Below are 17,793 nucleotides of genomic sequence, written 5' to 3'. Positions count from 1 at the left end.
TTCTTCCGACATTCCCTCTTACGAAAAGAATCAGTTTGTCAAACCCTGATACAGGGTAATACTAAGGAAAATACCGATAATAATGCAAATAATAATCAGAAAGCAATTCATAAACCGTGCACTTGGTTTAGTCTCTTTATGCAGGTTCTGATCGAAATAGTTTTTAAAGAACAGGTAAATAGCCGGTACGGTCGCACTTGCCAGCAACAAATCTTCCGGAATCTTGTAGACATACACCTTGGAAAAGGCAATAAGTGCCCAATGACACAAAAACAAGATGACCAACAGATTGACCTTCTTCGAAAAAGACAATAACAGGCCAATGGTAAATACCGCAACCGAACAAGGCATGATAGTCGTAGTCATCGCCGGAAACTCCATACCACGCGCCCACGATAATACCGGATAAAGAAAAGGCATCAGATACAGCAGTGCTACCAGATATCGATAACGCGGATTGCGTTCGAAGGGAGTATAGTCCGTAAGCAGATCCCATAACCACAGCAAGGCCATAACTCCCCAAAAAATAGCAAGTATATAGTTATAACTTCTGGTGGAGCAGTACATCATGTAATAGACCACAGAGATCCATGAATTCAAGAACACCATGTAAATCTTTACAGAACGTTTGACCCAAAGAGTCGGTTTATGATACAGCAAAGCCGTCAGTATGATACCGACAAATGTAATTACAATCTGTGCTACCCACGTATTTTCGTTATAATGCGCAATTGTATTCCAAAAAACTTCCATTCGTTATACTTTAATAATATCATTAATAATTTCAGGACTTCTCCGCTTGATCTTTATGCCTGGTCATCGAAAAAGCACGGTTAATGAACAAGAACAAAGGCATCGTTGCCCCCACCGCAAGCATGAAAATGACGCTGCATGTCACAATCGTATTCGTAAACAAATCGAGCAAATACTTATGCTGCAACACAGGATCTTGCAGGTTCTGCATGAACATGATCAGCGAGAAGACAATTTTATAGGCATACATACCAGGAATCATCGGCAGCAAGGCCGGTATATACAACACTGTCATCGGACAATAAATCCGCTTGCCCAGCAACAAACTACCCATACCAATACTGAAAGACGCGCACAAAGAGGCCGTAGCAATATCCACTCCACAATAGGTCATCAGGCTGAAACGCAAAGCATGTCCTATGGCAGCAAGCAACGCAATGGAAGGGAAAGCACGCAAAGGAGGATCGGAGATGGCACCAAAGCCTATTGCAGCAACCGCCGCAAACATTCCATCTGTCAGAATATCCAATAGTATCATTTCCTTGAATTTATTATAACTCTACAAATCAATTATTTATGCCGTTACAACAGACTGTTCCTGATCATCATCAGCGTACACGACAGGCCGACCGCAATACACAGAACCAGCAACAAAGCCTGAATCAGGCGGCTGCATCCTGTCAGCACATGGCCTTCGACAATATCGATAACTCCATTCAGCAGCGGCACACCCGGTACAAGATACAGCACACTGGTAGCAATGGCCACCTCGGAAGTAGTATCAAGCGTAAGAGCCGACGAAGCCACCAGCGAAGCGACAAATGCCGAAACCACAAAAATGATGTAATGATTGATATGCTTCTTTTGCATGATCTGCTTCACATAAAATCCGATCAGAGTAGCCGAAAAGACTATGCCACGCGCTGTCCAGTCGCCCCCGAACAAAGCACAGAAAGAAGCATTGGCAAAACCTACCAGGAACAATGTACAAAGCGGATCCATTTTAGGATTGGAGATAATCTTGTTATATTTCTCCCACAGCACGTTCAGCGGCAAATGCTTATCGAAGGCTTCCCAGCTCAGCGCACTAAGCTCTGCATTCAGTTCAAAACTGATCGGGAAACTCGGAATAACCGAAACTTCATTATAAACTTCCTGATTTTCCTTATCGCACACGCTGACAACCATGGTGCGCTGAAGAATACTCATTTTTACGTCCACATTCAACGACTCTCCTATCCGACGTGTGTTCCGGACAACACGCGATGTATGCACGCCAGATCCCATTAAGCGGTTGGCATATTCCAACAAAAACCGGGTTATCTCTTTTAACTCGTTTGATGAATACATATTCAATAAGACATTATCAACTGAAAAACGCCGCAAAGTTACCGATTTTCCAGAAGATAACAGGGAAAAACACGATAGTTTTTTTAATCTTACATAACAAATAGTTGTTTTTCTAAAAAGAAAGAGAATGAGCCGCAACAGCCCATTCTCTTTCTGCTTTATCCATTCAGATCATCAGATCAATCGTTCATCAGCTTTCTGTAGCGCACACGGGTCGGCTCTTCCTTGCCCAGACGCTTCAGCTTGTTCTCTTCGTATTCCGAATAAGAACCTTCAAAGAAGAACACGTTCGAATTGCCTTCAAACGCCAGGATGTGTGTACAAATACGGTCCAGGAACCAACGGTCGTGACTGATGACTACCGCGCATCCCGCAAAGTCTTCCAGACCTTCTTCAAGTGCACGCAGCGTATTGACGTCGATATCATTGGTCGGCTCGTCCAGCAGCAGCACGTTGCCTTCTTCTTTCAGCGCCATGGCCAGATGCAGACGGTTGCGCTCACCACCCGAAAGCACGCCACACAGTTTTTCCTGATCGGCTCCCGAGAAATTGAAACGCGACAGATAAGCACGGGCATTTACATCCCGTCCTCCCATACGAATCAGCTCATTGCCACCCGAAATCACCTGATATACACTCTTGTTCGGGTCGATATCCTTATGCTGCTGGTCGACGTAGGCCACTTTCACTGTTTCGCCCACTTCAAACTCTCCCTTATCAGCCTTTTCCAATCCCATGATCAGGCGGAAAAGTGTCGTCTTTCCGGCACCGTTCGGTCCGATGATACCTACAATACCATTAGGCGGAAGCATGAAATTCAGGTCGTCAAACAAAAGCTTGTCTCCATAAGCCTTGGCTACGTGTTTTGCCTCGATTACCTTATTACCCAGACGCGGTCCGTTCGGAATAAAGATTTCCAGCTTTTCTTCCTTCTCCTTCACATCCTCGTTCAGCAACTTGTCGTACGAGTTCAAACGAGCCTTTCCTTTGGCCTGACGGGCTTTGGGTGCCATACGTACCCACTCCAACTCTCGTTCCAACGTCTTCCGGCGTTTGCTGGCAGTCTTCTCTTCCATTTCCATGCGCTTCGTCTTCTGCTCCAGCCAGCTCGAATAGTTACCCTTCCAGGGAATACCCTCGCCACGGTCCAGTTCAAGAATCCATCCGGCCACATGATCCAGGAAGTATCGGTCGTGCGTCACAGCAATCACCGTACCTTCGTATTGCTGCAAGTGTTGCTCCAACCAGTCTATCGACTCTGCATCCAGGTGGTTAGTGGGCTCGTCCAGCAACAGCACATCCGGTTTCTGCAACAGCAGACGACACAGAGCCACACGGCGACGTTCACCTCCAGACAGGAATTCTACCGACTGATCTTCGGGCGGACAACGCAATGCGTCCATGGCCCGTTCCAGCTTGCTGTCCAGATTCCAGGCATCGGTTGCATCAATAATATCCTGCAACTCGGCCTGTCGGGTAAACAGCTTGTCCATTTTGTCCTGATCCTCGTAATACTCCGGCAGTCCAAATTTCTGGTTGATTTCTTCGTATTCGTTCAGCGCATCTACAATGGGCTGCACGCCTTCCATTACAACCTCTTTCACTGTTTTCGTCGGATCGAGATAAGGCTCCTGTGCCAGATACCCGACCGAATATCCCGGCGAGAACACCACTTCGCCCTGATATGACTTGTCCAATCCGGCGATAATCTTCAGCAAAGTAGATTTACCCGAACCATTCAGACCGATGATACCGATTTTGGCTCCATAAAAGAACGACAAATAGATATTCTTCAATACCTGCTTGTTGTTTTGCTGAATGGTCTTGTTCAGCCCTACCATCGAGAAAATAATTTTTTTATCGTCAACTGTTGCCATAAAAATTTCGTTAACAACCTGCCGCTGAGATCTATTCAGCGCATATTCAAGCCTCACCGGCAGATTCTTTCAAACTCAATTAATTAAATAAAACAAGGATTGTGCGCCGATCTTTCCGATGCTCCGGGTAAGCAATCCTCCTCTGCCATCCAGACTCCGCCAGGCATCCGCCCGCGTTCCTCCATTTGCGTATGGCAGTTCAAGTTACAAAGATACGGTATTATTTTTTAGATACAAGAATTTTGCCCACTCGTTGATCAACGTTCGTTACTTATTTCGCAAAATTGAATGCCGCTTATGAACCAAGATAAATACGTATTCGCTCAACTTATGAAGTTTTGCAGATTCTAAGCATCTCTCTAACGGACAAAACTAATTTACGTGACCTGTTCAATAAGACTGATTTCAACGATGTCAAAGAACTCGATTATCCCCTTTTTGAAGGACTATTTGATTAATTTTTTAACTCGTCCATTTTTATTGGATACTAATGATATTGAATTTTTATAAATCAAGTGCAGTTCTACTGCACAATAAATTTGTATCTTTGACAAGTAATTAAAAACAGAAATATGAGCGGAGAAGACTTACAGAGACAGACCTCTATAAATATACAGGAAAAAGCAAACCTAATCTGGGCCATTGCCGATAAATTAGTAGGATTATACAAACCTCACGAATACGGAAAGGTTATCCTGCCTATGTGTGTAATAAAACGTTTTGAAGATACCCTTGCACCAACAAAAGACGCTGTTATCAAGATGAACGAAGAGCTTGAAGCAAAAGGTATAGCCGTAAAGAAAGGTTTCCTTGAAACTGCAGCCAAGCAGAAGTTCTACAATACCAGCAAATTTACTTTCGATATATTGCTTGCCGATGCTGATAACATCAAAGACAACTTCGAGAATTACCTCAACCATTTCTCTGAGAATGTGATTGACATAATAAACCGCATGGACTTCTACAACGAAATCAAGAAGATGGATGATAACAACCGTATCTACCTAGTTATCAAGGAGTTCTGCTCTGCCAAGGCTTATCTTGGCGCGGATGTAGTTTCTGCTGTAGATATGGGATACATCTTTGAAGAATTAGTCAGAAAGTTTTCCGAATCATATAACGACCAGGCAGGAGCACATTTTACCGCACGCGACATCATCTATCTGATGAGCGAACTACTTGTAGGAGACGATGAACAAAAAATGGAAGATGAAGGCATTGTGGCATCTATATACGATATGGCAATGGGAACCAGCCAGATGCTTGCCTGTCTTGACGAGAGATTCCGCAAGATAGACCCCGAAGCCGAAATCACATGCTACGGTCAGGAACTCAATCCGCAGACGTATGGTATTGCCAAAGCCGATATGCTTATCAAAGGCGGTAATGCCGACAATATGCGCTTGGGCGATACACTGGGCGATGACCAGTTCAAAGGCTATCAGTTCGATTACATCATATCAAATCCGCCTTTCGGTATCGACTGGGAAGCATCAGAAAAACGTGTGAAAGCCGAAAACGAGATGGGCGAAGCAGGGCGTTTTGCTCCGGGACTGCCGGCAAAGGGAGACGGACAGATGTTGTTTATGCTCAACGGTGTGGCAAAACTGAAAGAAGAAGGACGTATGGCTATTATACAAAATGGGTCTCCTTTGTTCAAAGGCGATGCAGGAAGCGGCGAAAGCGAAATCAGAGGTTATCTGCTTGAACACGACTGGCTGGAGGCAATCGTGCAGTTGCCTAACGACTTGTTCTATAATACAGGTATCGCCACCTATATATGGGTAGTGAGCAAAAACAAATCGGAAGAACGTACAGGAAAGGTTCAGCTTATCGACGCAAGCAAATGTTTCGAGAAACTGCGCAAGCCCCTCGGTAACAAGCGTGTGGAAATCACCACAGTCTGCCGCAAACTTATCATGCAGGCTTATCACGATTTTACTGATTGGGAATATACTTCCGAGCTTAACCCGGAACTGAAAGTGGAAAGCAAGGTGAAAGACGCAGAGGATTTCAAGTTTACGAAACTCACCATCAACCGTCCTTTGCGCTTAGAGTATAAGGACATTCATTTTGACGCAGCCACTGCTGAAAACTATAAAGAAACCGACAGAACTTTATTGAAAGAAGTTGCTACATATTGGGAAAACAATATGCCTAACCATGTGGGATTCCCGGACATAACTTTCTTCCTCCAACTGAAGAAGGCAAAAATCAAAGTACCTCAGGGAAAGGTTGCCTTATTGAGAAACTATTTCGGAAAGCGTAACCCAAATATGATGGAGTCATACATAAAACCTATAGACCAGGAAAGCGGATTTGCACCCGACCCTGAACTGAAGGATAGCGAGATTATTCCTTGGAAAGAGGATATTACGGAATACCTGGAAAAGAATGTTCGTCCGTATGCTCCCGATTTCTGGTACAACGAATCCGAAAGCAAGATTGGTTATGAGATACCTCTCACCCGCGAGTTCTATAAATACACTCCGCTAACACCAAGTTCAGAAATATTTGACGAACTGAAAAAGTTGGAAGAAAAAGAATCGGAACTGATGTCTAAGATATTAGGATAATTATGACTAAGATAAATAAAATATCCATCCGGTTCTTTGACGACAGAGAAGTACAAGTGGTTAGTGTCACTAACCAGTTGAAACTAACTGCGCCTGACGGCAAGAAAAGACTTACAGATGTCCTTGATAACACAGGAGTCCTTTCTCTTGCGGCATGTTTCCCTAATACCAAAGCTGCACGGTTTGTGGAGCACTTCTACACCCCACTTGCCGACAAAATTAATGACCGGGAAACCTTTATGAAAGGTATTGATTACTCATATTATTACGAACAGGAAGATTGATGGGTATGGAAAATAGATATGATAAATATAAAGATAGTGGGATTGTTTGGATTGGGGAGATTCCGGAGCATTGGGAAAAAATATGTTTAAAGCGCCTAAGTAATATTAATACAGGTAACCAAGATACACAAGACAGTGTTCCTGATGGGAAATATCCATTTTTTGTGCGCTCCCCCAAAGTAGAAAAAAGTAACAAATATACTTTTGAAGGTGCATCTATATTAATGGCAGGTGATGGAGTTGGAGCAGGAAAAGTTTTTCATCTTGCTGATGATAAATTTGCTTGTCACCAACGAGTATATTGTATTAATCAGTTTAAAAATATAAATAGGATATATTTATTTTATTATTTAAGTTCATTATTCTATCATGTAATAGAAAGTGCAAACTCTAAATCCACTGTGGATTCAGTAAGATTACCAATGTTAGCCGAATTCACTGTATTCATGCCTTTAGATTTTGAACAACAATCCATCGCCACCTACCTTGACCAAAAATGTAGCGAAATAGACGAACTGATAACTTTGCAAGAGGAAATGATAACCAAACTACAAAGCTACAAGCAATCCGTCATTACCGAAGCTGTAACCAAAGGTTTGGATAAAAATGTTCCTCTAAAAGATAGCGGTATTGAATGGATTGGGGAGATTCCGGAGCATTGGATATGTACTGTGTTTAAAAAGTTTTTGTCAGAGCCAATGCAATATGGTGCAAATGAACCAGCTGAAGAATGTAATTATAATGACCCAAGATATATAAGAATAACTGATATAAAGGATGATGGAACTTTAAGAGATGATACTTTTAAATCTTTGCCTTTAGAAAAAGCTAAAGAATATATGTTAACTAAAGGTGATTTGTTATTTGCAAGAAGTGGTGCAACAGTTGGAAAGACTTTCTTATACAAAGAAGATTATGCTGCTTGTTTCGCAGGCTATCTAATAAAAGCCAGATGCAATAAAAATGAGCTTCTACCTAATTTTGTATTTTATTACACACTATCGAATGTATATCAAAATTGGAAAAACAGCATATTTATTCAATCAACAATCCAAAATATTGGTGCAGACAAATATTCTGTTATGCCTATTATTGTTCCTCCTCTCTCCGAGCAACAATCCATCGCCACCTACCTCGACCAGAAATGCTTCGAGATAGACGAACTCATCTCCATCAAGCAACAGAAGATAGAGAAGCTGAAAGACTACAAGAAATCATTGATTTTCGAGTGTGTAACCGGAAAAAGAAAAGTATAAGCCATGACTGAATTCGACAAATATATCCGACAGGGAGAACCCGACCAGAAAGAGAAAGCAGCCGCATGGCAAGTCGCCATAGGCTTGCAGGATGTGGACGGACTGAAACCGTCTGAGTATCTTATTCAGACGGCACAGCAACATATAGAGGGAGACATTTCCATTGATGAAGTGAAACATCTGATTGATACATATTATCAGTCGAAATCATCACGTGAGGAAATAGAAGATGAACGGACGGAAGAAGCAGACAAGGTATCAGCACGTATCACCGAACTGCTTTCGGAAAAGACTTTCTCGTTTACACCGGACTATCTCCTGTATATTCATAAACGCCTGTTTGAAGGTCTGTACAAGCATGCTGGGCAGATACGCAACTATAATATCACAAAGAAAGAATGGGTACTCGATGGAGATACGGTTATCTACTCGGATTATGAAATGATTCGCCCTACTCTGGAATACGATTTTGCACAGGAAAAAAGTACTGATTATCCCGCAATGAATGCCGAACAGGCTTTACAGAGAATCGGTAAATTTATTTCAGGTATTTGGCAGATACATGCTTTCGGAGAAGGTAATACCAGAACCATAGCTGTATTCCTTATGAAATACCTGAAGACTTTCGGATTTAAGGTGGACAATGATATATTCAAGAAACATTCGTGGTATTTCAGAAATACTCTGGTACGTGCCAACTACAATAATTATATAAAGGGGGTTTCTGCTAATACAAAGTACCTGGAAATGTTCCTGAGAAATATGTTGTTTGGGGAAGAGAACAACCTCAGCAATAGAGAAATGAACATAAACTTTTCTCAAAGTGCCAAAGAAGAGGAGTCAAAGAGCCAAAATGGCACTTTGGATGGCACTTTGAACTGTACGCTGGATGAAATGGCATTACTTAATTTCTTGAAAGAAAATCCAAAAGCTACACAAGCCGACATAGCGGAACATATTGGAAAATCGGAAAGAACCGTAAAACGTATGACTCCTTCACTCATAGAAAGAGGATTGCTGGAACGTATAAACGGAAAAGGTGATAAAGGAAGCTGGGTCGTAAAAATTGTAGATAAAGATTAAAGAAAGATATAACCATGAATACCACAGACTTAAAGGAAAAGAACTTTGAAGCCGACATAGAACGATACCTTATCACAGAGGGTGGATATATAAAAGGCAATCAGGATACATACGACAAGGACAGGGCTATTGACATGCCTGTACTTATCTCCTTCATAGAAAAGACACAGCCTAAGCAGTGGAAACGATATGTGACCAAGTATGGCGACAAGGCCGAGAAACAACTGTACCGCGTGTTTCAGGACGATGTGTCACGCTACGGACTGATTTATGTTCTGCGCAAAGGTATAAGCGACGTGGGTATAAATATCAAGTTCTGCTATTTTGCTCCGGCTTCAATGCTGAACGATGAGCTTGTGGCGAATTATGATGCGAACATTCTCACAGTGACTCGCCAGTTTGCCTATTCCAAACTGAATAAGAATACCATCGACATGGTACTTTCGTTGAACGGTATTCCGGTGGTAGCACTCGAACTGAAAAACCAGATTACGGGTCAGAATGTGGAGGACTCAAAACGTCAGTGGCGCACAGACAGAGACCCGAAAGAACCGCTGTTTCATTTCAACAACCGTATATTGGCATACTTCGGAGTTGACTTGTATGAAGTGGCTCTTACTACCGAACTGAAAAAGGAAAAGACTTTCTTTATTCCTTTCAATCAGGGCTCAAACGGAGCAGGTGAAGTGGGAGGAGCTGGAAATCCGGAACGTGAGGACGGCGGATATGTAACTGCCTATCTGTGGGAAAAGGTATTGCGCAGGGATATGCTGCTTTCCATTCTTCAGCGTTATATCTCGCGCCAGGAGGAAGAAAAGCTAAAGATTATAATAGACAAGCATGGCAGGGAGAAAGAGGTTACGGAAACTTCGGTAAAGATAATCTTCCCTCGTTATCATCAGTTGGATGTGGTGGAAAAGTTAGTGGCCGACACTTATTTTGCAAACGTTTTGCAAAGCCGTTGCAAAGAAGAAGCAAGATATGATATGGCTGCGGACGAAAAGACGAAATATCGTGTCTTGAAGAAGCCGCATGGGAACAATTATCTTATCCAGCACTCGGCAGGTTCGGGAAAATCGAACTCTATCGCATGGCTCACTTATCGCCTTGCAGGACTCCAGAATGCAGAGATGAAGAATATGTTCAACAGTGTGTTTGTCATCACCGACAGACGTGTGCTGAACAAGCAGCTGCAGAGTACAATCCTCGGATTCGACCATATAGACGGGCAGATAGAAACCATTACCGATGCTGACAACTCGGAGAAACTGGCCAGAATCATTAACGACGACAATACAAGGATTGTTATCACTACCCTACACCGTTTTCCGGTTATCTATAAGGAACTGACAAGTCGCAGCGGCAAGAGATATGCCATAATAGTGGACGAGGCTCATTCTTCACAGTCAGGCAAGAGTGCGGAGAAGCTGAAGGCTGCACTTGCGGATACAGACGAGGCATTGCGCGAATATGCGGAAATAGAAGAGATTGAGGCAGAAGAACTGGAAAAGAAGAAGGATGCCCTGATGGAGGATCTGTTAGCTCAGGGACAGCACAGCAATCTGTACTTCTATGCATTTACGGCAACTCCAAAGCCAAAGACTCTACAGACTTTCGGTGAACTGGCAGAGGAAGGTGATAATCCGGAAGACAACAAATATGTGGCTTATCATAACTATTCGATGCTGCAGGCTATAGAGGAGGGATTCATCAAGGACGTACTGAAATATTATACCACGTATGACACTACTTACGAAATTGCAAAGCGTATAGAGTCTGATCCTTCGTATGAGGAAACTCCTGCCACACGAGCCATAAAGGCCTTCCATGATAACCATCAGCATGTGATAGCCCAGAAAACGGCTATCATCGTGGAGAAATTCAGGGAAGTGACACTCAATGCCATGCTTGGAAAGGCAAAAGCTATGGTGGTATGTTCCTCGCGTGCTCATGCGGTACGTTATTTCCTGGAGATCAAGAGGTATTGTCAGGAAAACAATATCACTGATGTAAATCCTATGGTGGCTTTCTCCGGTACGGTATCGTATGAGGGAGTGGAATATACAGAAACGAAGTTGAACTCCATTGACGCACGGAACATTTCGGAGGCCAAACTGCCTTTGTATTTCGCTTCGGACTTGTATAATATGCTGGTTGTAGCCGACAAGTATCAGACGGGATTCGATGAACCTTTGCTGCATACCATGTTCGTTGACAAGAAACTGAAGGACGTAAAGGCTGTGCAGACACTCTCGCGCCTGAACAGATGGCAAAAGGACAAGAAAGATACATACGTACTTGACTTCTGCAACAAGCCGGAGGATATTAAGAAATCGTTCGAACCGTTCTATAAAGGTACAGAGCTGATAAAGCCTGTGGACGTGAACTATGTATATACTTTCAGAAAGGACATACAGATGTTCCAGCTCTGGACAGAGGGTGACGAACAGAAATTCTTTGATTTGCTGCAAAATATCAGCAAGCAGAAAGACCGCCTTGGAGCTTTGTCGAATGCGTTCAAGAGTACTATTGACAGATACGGGGCATTGGACGAAGAGAAACAGTTCGAGGTAAGGTCGAAAATCAAGAACTTTGTCCGTTTCTACTCTTATATGGCACAGATAGCAAGAACATACGATAAGGAACTGTACAAAGCATACGTATATGCCGACTATCTGTACAGACTTTTGCCTAAGAACGCCAAGGAAAGAATAGATTTGAACAAACAGATTATGCTGGTGAACTCCAAAATATCTGAAGGAGAAACTGTTTCCATCCGTTTGGGTGATGACAATAAACCGATCAAAGGTGAGAATCCCAAAGCAGGGAAGCCGAAGAACGACAATGAGGACTTGCTGAGCCGTATCATTGATAAGGTGAACATTATGTATCAGGGAGACTTCTCCGAAGCAGACCGTGTTATCGTGGAATCCATCTACGACAAGATGGTTACGACGGCTAAGAAGAAACTGACCAAACAGGCGAACAATACGGACGAAAAACAGTTTGAAGAAAGTATCTTTCCCCAGATATTCGATGAAGTGGCAAGAGGCTGCTATGTGGAGCAAATGGACTCTTTCGCCAAGCTGTTTGAGAACAGTGATTTCTACCGTAATGTCATGACACAGATGGCAAAGGTGATGTATGAAAACTTTAAGAAAAAGGAAGATGAAATACCGTTTATACCAGAACTGTTTAAGCAGAAATTGCTGTTAGATGTAGAATGTGAGTTTGCTGACTTGAAGCAGTTCCTTCCTGACTTCAATTCTGCAGCATCGTGCTTTATTGATGTATTGAAAGTTCAAACTACATCTTCTATCGATGGAGCTAATGAACTTTTACTTGATTCGTTTAACAGACTTTACTGTCTGGAAGGAATGAAACTGGTTGACAAAAGAAGGCATTTCAACACCATTGTGACAAAATATGAAGTGTTCCTGAAAAAAGTATATTATTTGCTGAACGGCAAGGAAATGGTAAATGACAAGGATGAGAACAGTATGCCTACATTTATAAATTGTATATTCTCACTCAGCTGTCTGAGAGGCCTGAAAAACAATACGGATGAAAGGTATCATAAGTTCTATGATTATCTGAAATTAGTAAAGCAATGGAGAAACAATGAATCACACAATGCTCCGGATGCTTCAATGAAAGAGCTCAATTCTGCAATCCACATTGTTTCTACTATGTATCTTTGGGTTATTGCACAGAATATGAAAAATCTGAATGTTACTATAGGCAAATGAATGTGAGTTACTGTTGCAACCCCATCTCCTCCATCCACTCCTGATAGAGAGCTACCGGCCCATAGTGCCAATACTTGGTGGATTCATCAGCCAGAAGCTTGTACGTCTCCGAACGATAGAAACGGCGCATGGCTTCTATGATCGTAACGTGGTGCTCGTGAGCATAGATTTGCGTCACACGACTGACTTTGCAGGGCAGTATCAAATACAGATTCTCTTGGGTAATTTCCAAATTCATGGATAACAAGTAGTTAAAAAACAGCAATATAGTCTTACCCACAAAAAGGAATAAGACGCGGCTTATGTCAGCAAAGATAAGCATAATTCAACCAAAAACGACCGGAAAACAGCCACCAATCCAATTCCCACCATTCACACCACCAACAAAGTCCCTCTTTACCCCCTGCAAAGTTCCTCTTTAGCACCGTAAAGAGGGACTTTAGACTCCTAAAGAGACACTTTAAAAGTAATCATTGAAGTCTTTCCATTTTCAAAGCAAAGTTCTAAAGCTTTGTAAATTATTTATCACTTGACAAATAATTTGGTTGTTTAGAAAATGTAACTTATTAACTCTTACTATATCCTTCATAGTAATACGATTGCTCAATGCCTTTAAAGATAATCTCCCTATCCTCCGTTTTATCCGTCAGGGCAGGCTGAAGCAATACACGCAATTCCAAATCGTTTATAGGGCTCCGCTCCATGGCCTGTAAATACAGGTCTTTGTCCACGTTTTGCCAGTCAACCACTTTCCCTAGGTTCTTTTTCAACATCATATCCAGCCAAATGCGGGTGGCACGCCCATTTCCTTCCATAAACGGATGAGCAATGTTCATCTCCACATACTTGGCAATGATTTCCTCGAAGGTCGTCTCGGGCATTTTTTCGATGACAGGCAGAATAGCCTCCAGATACATGCTGTTGGCAAAACGGAACCCACCTTTGGCTATATTCAGCCCACGCACTTTGCCGGCAAAATCGTAAAGCCCATCAAAAAGATATTGATGAATGTCCTTCAATCCTTTGACAGTACCCACTTCGATCTTATCAATATCACCCGATTCAAACAGGCTTTGAGCTTTTTGCAAGCTCTGTTCGTCTATCTCATGTTGCTTGGTTATTCTCATACTGAAAGTAAAAAGTTATATCACCCATTTTTACTCACCGGATATAAGCCGGGAAGAGAATGGCGTTGCGAAGTTACGAAATCTTCTCTGATTCTAATTCATTTTCCTTGTATCTTTACACAGAAAATTACCATACTATCTTTGCGATCTCTGTTCAGCACTGTAAAGAGACACTTTACGAAAAAGCTTCCAAAGCCTTCTTTTCCCAAGCAAAAAACATTACACTTGACACCCTGACATCTTAAAATACCAACTTTTTCTTCGCGCGCGTGTAGGTGAGGTTTAACACTATTGTGAATAAAAGTTAAGCTTCACCTGCACGCGCGTGAGGAAAAGTTATAATATTGAGGAGCCAGGGTGTCAAGCTCAGGAGAAATGCTAATCCAAAACTTAAGTAAAAACCGGGGGAAAGCTGCGGCAAACAGCCGGACTTCAGATTTTAAACTTTTATAGCAATTTTTTCAGGGAAAACACATCCTCCAATCAGTTAAATTGCGTAACTTTGTCGGAAACCTGTATTACACGATAAGCAATGGCTATACGCTATCTTATCGTCCGATACGCTCTATTGAAAAAACAACCGAGTCAGTTTCCAGAACTATACACGTGGTGTACAGAACCGGAGCGGCTCACAAAAAACTGTAAAAACAATGCTTACTCAAATTATCAACGGACGTATATTTACCCCACAAGGCTGGCTGAACGATGGCTCTGTCCTGATAAGAGACGGGAAAATCCTCGAAGTAACCAATTGCGACCTCGCCATCATCGGTGCCCAAATGATCGACGCCAAAGGCATGTACATTGTACCTGGTTTTGTCTGCATGCACGCCCACGGCGGAGGTGGACACGACTTTACCGAATGTACGGAAGAGGCTTTCCGTACCATCATCGACGCACACCTTCAGCACGGAGCAACCAGTTTCTTCCCTACCCTGTCTTCTTCACCGTTCAGCAAACTGCATCAGGCTACGGAAATCTGCGAACAACTGATGAAAGAGCCCGGAAGCCCGGTTATGGGTCTCCACATCGAAGGACCGTACCTCAATCCGACCATGGCCGGTGAACAGTTTAACGGAATGGTAAAAGCCGTTGATGAAAACGAATACAAGGAGCTTATAGAAAACTCACACTGCATCCGCCGTTGGGATGCATCGCCCGAACTGCCGGGCGCACTCGACTTTGCCCGCTATCTGAAAAAGAAAGGCATCTTGGTAGCCCTGTCGCACACCGAAGCCGAATACGATGGAATAAAATCGGCCTATGAAGCCGGCTTTACCCATGCGGCCCACTTCTACAACGCCATGCCGGGTTTCCACAAGCGTCGTGAATACAAATACGAAGGTACGGTAGAAAGCGTCTACCTGACAGATGACATGACGATCGAACTGATTGCTGACGGCATTCATCTGCCCGCTACCATCCTGCGCCTTGCCTACAAGCTGAAGGGAGTAGAACGGACCTGCCTTGTCACCGATGCCCTTTCGTCGGCAGCCAATGAAGGAAAACCTGTAAACGATCCGCGCATCATCATCGAAGACGGAGTCTGCAAGCTGGCCGACCGCTCGTCACTGGCTGGCAGTATCGCCACCAGCGATACCCTTGTCCGCACCATGGTGAAAGCAGGCATTCCACTGGGCGACGTTCTGCGGATGGCCGCCGAAACTCCGGCCCGCATTATGGGAGTGGACGACCGGAAAGGCTCGCTCCAGAAAGATAAAGATGCCGATATCGTCATCTTGGACAAAGACTTAAACGTCCGTGCCGTATGGCAATATGGAATATGCAAACTGCAAAACATCTGACAGGTTATGTAGCTTGACGCCCTCCAAAGACTGAAAAGAGAATCGTAAAAAAAGTTAATCAATCAAACCTATTCAACGGTTCGGCAGTTTTATGAACGGCAAAAAGTACACAAAAAGCGTAGCAAACGCTTTCCTGCAGATATTTATCAACTTAAAACAGAAAGAACATGAAACAGATGAAAACAACCGCATTCATACTTAGCGGAGCCTTGTTATTAGCAAGCTGTGGCACCATGAACAATACTACCAAAGGTGGTATCATCGGTGGCGGATCGGGAGCAGCAGCCGGAGCAATTATCGGCGGCCTGATCGGTAAAGGTAAAGGTGCAGCCATTGGAGCTGCCGTTGGAGCAGCCGTTGGTACGGGAACAGGTGTAATCATCGGTAAAAAGATGGATAAAAAAGCCGCAGAAGCTGCCCAGATAGAAGGGGCACAGGTCGAAAAGGTTACTGATACGAACGGACTGGCCGCCGTAAAGGTTTCTTTCGATTCGGGCATTCTGTTCGCTTTCAACTCTTCCGCATTAAGCAATACGTCGAAGGCATCATTGCGTGAACTGGCTCAAATTCTAAAAGACGATACGACAACCGACATCGCCATCATCGGGCATACCGACAAAGTAGGAACCTACGAGGCCAATATCAAAGTATCCAAAGACCGCGCCTATGCGGTAGAGAACTATCTGCAGGATTGCGGCGTATCTCCGGCACAGTTCAAGCAAGTGAAGGGTGTAGGTTACGACGAGTACGATGAAAGCCTTTCGGCTGAGCAAAACCGCCGTGTAGAAGTCTACATGTACGCCAGCGAGCAAATGATCAAAGAAGCAGAGGCCCAACAATGACAATGAAAAAAGCTTTGCGGATACTCCGCAACCTGATATTGTTTTTCTTTATAACCACTACCGTCATGGTAGTGGTTTATCGTTTTATGCCGGTATACATCACCCCTCTCATGGTGATACGCAGTGCCCAGCAAATTTTTAAAGGAAATTCTCCGGAATGGCATCATACGTGGGTGCCGCTAAACGAAATATCGCCCCACCTTCCCATGGCCGTCATAGCTTCTGAGGATAACCGTTTTGCTTCGCACAACGGCTTCGACTTCATCGAAATCGAAAAAGCTATCAAGGAGAACAAGACCCGCAAACGGAAACGCGGTGCAAGCACCATCAGCCAGCAGACAGCCAAGAATGTCTTCCTCTGGCCCCAGTCGTCATGGATCAGAAAAGGATTCGAATGTTACTTTACCTGCCTTATCGAACTATGCTGGTCGAAAGAACGGATCATGGAAGTCTATCTGAACTCCATCGAAATGGGTCCCAACATTTATGGTGCCCAGGCGGCTGCCAAGCTGAAGTTCAAGACAACCGCCCGAAAGCTAAGCGCCGGCCAATGCGCACTTATCGCCGCTACCCTGCCCAACCCCATCCGTTTCGACTCGGCACACCCTTCACCCTATATACAGAAAAGGCAGAAACAAATATTAAGGCTCATGAAACTGGTCCCTAAATTTCCGCCTGAATGAATTCCATTTTGATAGGATCTGAAAGTGTGTCAAATTAAGGAACCGTCTCCTTTAGGCACAGATTACACGAAATTTTGCGGATGATGATAATTCTTCTTTTTCTCTACGTTTTTCCGCGTAATCGGTGCCTAGAAATAACAAGATGTCAGTTACTTTTGGTTTCGACACACCCTCATAGGGATGATAAGGGTTACATCTTCAGATAAAATTCAAAGGCACTCGCCAGTCCACCGCAGACTTCTGCCAGTAGCGGAATATCAACCCCGCCAATAGTATCTTCGTAAAGCCCCCATGAAGAGATTCTAAATACTAAACGGCTCTATCGAGAAAAACCTTTTTTTAGGCGGCAAAATCCGAGCAAACATCTATCATTTTTGTCGTTCGTCGGAAACGGACGTACTTTTGTCT

Annotated in this window: 13 protein-coding genes and 2 pseudogenes; 9 read left to right on the top strand and 6 right to left on the bottom strand. The window is 43.5% G+C overall.

The window, feature by feature from the left end; all coding sequences use genetic code 11:
* Nucleotides 1–30: 30 nt before the first annotated feature.
* The 4 genes from BQ5591_RS12040 to ettA all read right to left on the bottom strand — a co-directional run bounded on the left by BQ5591_RS12040 (nt 31) and on the right by ettA (nt 3,980).
* Nucleotides 31–753 (bottom strand): DUF6064 family protein, encoded by a 723-nt coding sequence (locus tag BQ5591_RS12040; protein WP_022161709.1) that lies wholly within the window; start codon nt 751–753, stop codon nt 31–33.
* 31 nt (nt 754–784) lie between these two features.
* Nucleotides 785–1,291, bottom strand: coding sequence for a threonine/serine exporter family protein (locus tag BQ5591_RS12035; protein WP_022161710.1), 507 nt, complete (start codon nt 1,289–1,291; stop codon nt 785–787).
* Between the two features lie 44 nt (nt 1,292–1,335).
* Nucleotides 1,336–2,103: a threonine/serine exporter family protein gene (locus BQ5591_RS12030; RefSeq protein ID WP_071149563.1), complete on the bottom strand. Its 768-nt coding sequence runs from the start codon at nt 2,101–2,103 to the stop codon at nt 1,336–1,338.
* A gap of 179 nt (nt 2,104–2,282) precedes the next feature.
* Nucleotides 2,283–3,980 carry an energy-dependent translational throttle protein EttA gene (gene ettA, locus BQ5591_RS12025; protein WP_071149562.1) on the bottom strand — a complete coding sequence of 566 codons (1,698 nt, stop codon included), beginning with the start codon at nt 3,978–3,980 and terminating at the stop codon, nt 2,283–2,285.
* Between the two features lie 320 nt (nt 3,981–4,300).
* On the opposite strand from ettA, the pseudogene BQ5591_RS21190 reads away from it, so the two are divergent.
* The 6 genes and pseudogenes from BQ5591_RS21190 to BQ5591_RS12000 all read left to right on the top strand — a co-directional run.
* Nucleotides 4,301–4,438: pseudogene (locus tag BQ5591_RS21190) on the top strand (IS4 family transposase); the annotation flags it as partial.
* A 114-nt stretch (nt 4,439–4,552) separates the two neighbouring features.
* The gene (locus BQ5591_RS12020; RefSeq protein ID WP_071149561.1) at nt 4,553–6,556 is read left to right on the top strand and encodes a type I restriction-modification system subunit M; all 2,004 of its coding nucleotides are present in this window, start codon (nt 4,553–4,555) and stop codon (nt 6,554–6,556) included.
* Between the two features lie 206 nt (nt 6,557–6,762).
* Nucleotides 6,763–6,840: pseudogene (locus tag BQ5591_RS22205) on the top strand (cell filamentation protein Fic); the annotation flags it as partial.
* Nucleotides 6,841–6,845: 5 nt separating this feature from the next.
* A complete protein-coding gene (locus BQ5591_RS12010; RefSeq protein WP_159434472.1) occupies nt 6,846–8,096 on the top strand; it encodes a restriction endonuclease subunit S in 1,251 nt (416 codons plus the stop codon).
* A gap of 3 nt (nt 8,097–8,099) precedes the next feature.
* The gene (locus BQ5591_RS12005; protein ID WP_071149558.1) at nt 8,100–9,179 is read left to right on the top strand and encodes a Fic family protein; all 1,080 of its coding nucleotides are present in this window, start codon (nt 8,100–8,102) and stop codon (nt 9,177–9,179) included.
* A 14-nt stretch (nt 9,180–9,193) separates the two neighbouring features.
* Nucleotides 9,194–12,928 (top strand): type I restriction endonuclease subunit R, encoded by a 3,735-nt coding sequence (locus BQ5591_RS12000; RefSeq protein WP_071149557.1) that lies wholly within the window; start codon nt 9,194–9,196, stop codon nt 12,926–12,928.
* 7 nt (nt 12,929–12,935) lie between these two features.
* Here the strand turns inward: BQ5591_RS12000 and BQ5591_RS11995 are convergent, their stop codons facing one another.
* Together BQ5591_RS11995 and fic are read right to left on the bottom strand one after the other, a co-directional pair.
* Nucleotides 12,936–13,166: a hypothetical protein gene (locus BQ5591_RS11995; RefSeq protein WP_071149556.1), complete on the bottom strand. Its 231-nt coding sequence runs from the start codon at nt 13,164–13,166 to the stop codon at nt 12,936–12,938.
* 328 nt (nt 13,167–13,494) lie between these two features.
* On the bottom strand, nt 13,495–14,055 hold the full coding sequence (gene fic / locus BQ5591_RS11990) for a protein adenylyltransferase Fic (RefSeq protein WP_071149555.1): 561 nt from the start codon (nt 14,053–14,055) through the stop codon (nt 13,495–13,497).
* A 650-nt stretch (nt 14,056–14,705) separates the two neighbouring features.
* Between fic and nagA the strand changes: the two genes are divergently transcribed.
* The 3 genes from nagA (at nt 14,706) to mtgA (ending at nt 17,385) form a co-directional block, all read left to right on the top strand.
* Nucleotides 14,706–15,860: an N-acetylglucosamine-6-phosphate deacetylase gene (gene nagA, locus BQ5591_RS11985; RefSeq protein WP_071149554.1), complete on the top strand. Its 1,155-nt coding sequence runs from the start codon at nt 14,706–14,708 to the stop codon at nt 15,858–15,860.
* A 167-nt stretch (nt 15,861–16,027) separates the two neighbouring features.
* Nucleotides 16,028–16,702, top strand: a complete 675-nt coding sequence (locus tag BQ5591_RS11980; RefSeq protein ID WP_022161717.1) for an OmpA family protein — start codon at nt 16,028–16,030, stop codon at nt 16,700–16,702.
* Nucleotides 16,699–17,385 (top strand): monofunctional biosynthetic peptidoglycan transglycosylase, encoded by a 687-nt coding sequence (gene mtgA, locus BQ5591_RS11975; RefSeq protein ID WP_071149553.1) that lies wholly within the window; start codon nt 16,699–16,701, stop codon nt 17,383–17,385. Before BQ5591_RS11980 ends, mtgA begins: the two co-directional genes overlap by 4 nt.
* The last annotated feature ends 408 nt before the right edge of the window (nt 17,386–17,793 follow it).

Source organism: Bacteroides ndongoniae (assembly GCF_900108345.1).
Lineage (GTDB): Bacteria > Bacteroidota > Bacteroidia > Bacteroidales > Bacteroidaceae > Bacteroides > Bacteroides ndongoniae.
The sequence above is the reverse complement of the archived record's forward strand: the minus strand, read 5'-3'. Positions and strand labels throughout refer to the sequence as shown.

Coding starts and splice junctions, on each gene's coding strand:
- BQ5591_RS12040 (WP_022161709.1), bottom strand. CDS start 753: ATGGAAGTTTTTTGGAATACAATTGCGCATTATAACGAAAATACGTGG.
- BQ5591_RS12035 (WP_022161710.1), bottom strand. CDS start 1,291: ATGATACTATTGGATATTCTGACAGATGGAATGTTTGCGGCGGTTGCT.
- BQ5591_RS12030 (WP_071149563.1), bottom strand. CDS start 2,103: ATGTATTCATCAAACGAGTTAAAAGAGATAACCCGGTTTTTGTTGGAA.
- ettA (WP_071149562.1), bottom strand. CDS start 3,980: ATGGCAACAGTTGACGATAAAAAAATTATTTTCTCGATGGTAGGGCTG.
- BQ5591_RS12020 (WP_071149561.1), top strand. CDS start 4,553: ATGAGCGGAGAAGACTTACAGAGACAGACCTCTATAAATATACAGGAA.
- BQ5591_RS12010 (WP_159434472.1), top strand. CDS start 6,846: ATGGAAAATAGATATGATAAATATAAAGATAGTGGGATTGTTTGGATT.
- BQ5591_RS12005 (WP_071149558.1), top strand. CDS start 8,100: ATGACTGAATTCGACAAATATATCCGACAGGGAGAACCCGACCAGAAA.
- BQ5591_RS12000 (WP_071149557.1), top strand. CDS start 9,194: ATGAATACCACAGACTTAAAGGAAAAGAACTTTGAAGCCGACATAGAA.
- BQ5591_RS11995 (WP_071149556.1), bottom strand. CDS start 13,166: ATGAATTTGGAAATTACCCAAGAGAATCTGTATTTGATACTGCCCTGC.
- fic (WP_071149555.1), bottom strand. CDS start 14,055: ATGAGAATAACCAAGCAACATGAGATAGACGAACAGAGCTTGCAAAAA.
- nagA (WP_071149554.1), top strand. CDS start 14,706: ATGCTTACTCAAATTATCAACGGACGTATATTTACCCCACAAGGCTGG.
- BQ5591_RS11980 (WP_022161717.1), top strand. CDS start 16,028: ATGAAACAGATGAAAACAACCGCATTCATACTTAGCGGAGCCTTGTTA.
- mtgA (WP_071149553.1), top strand. CDS start 16,699: ATGACAATGAAAAAAGCTTTGCGGATACTCCGCAACCTGATATTGTTT.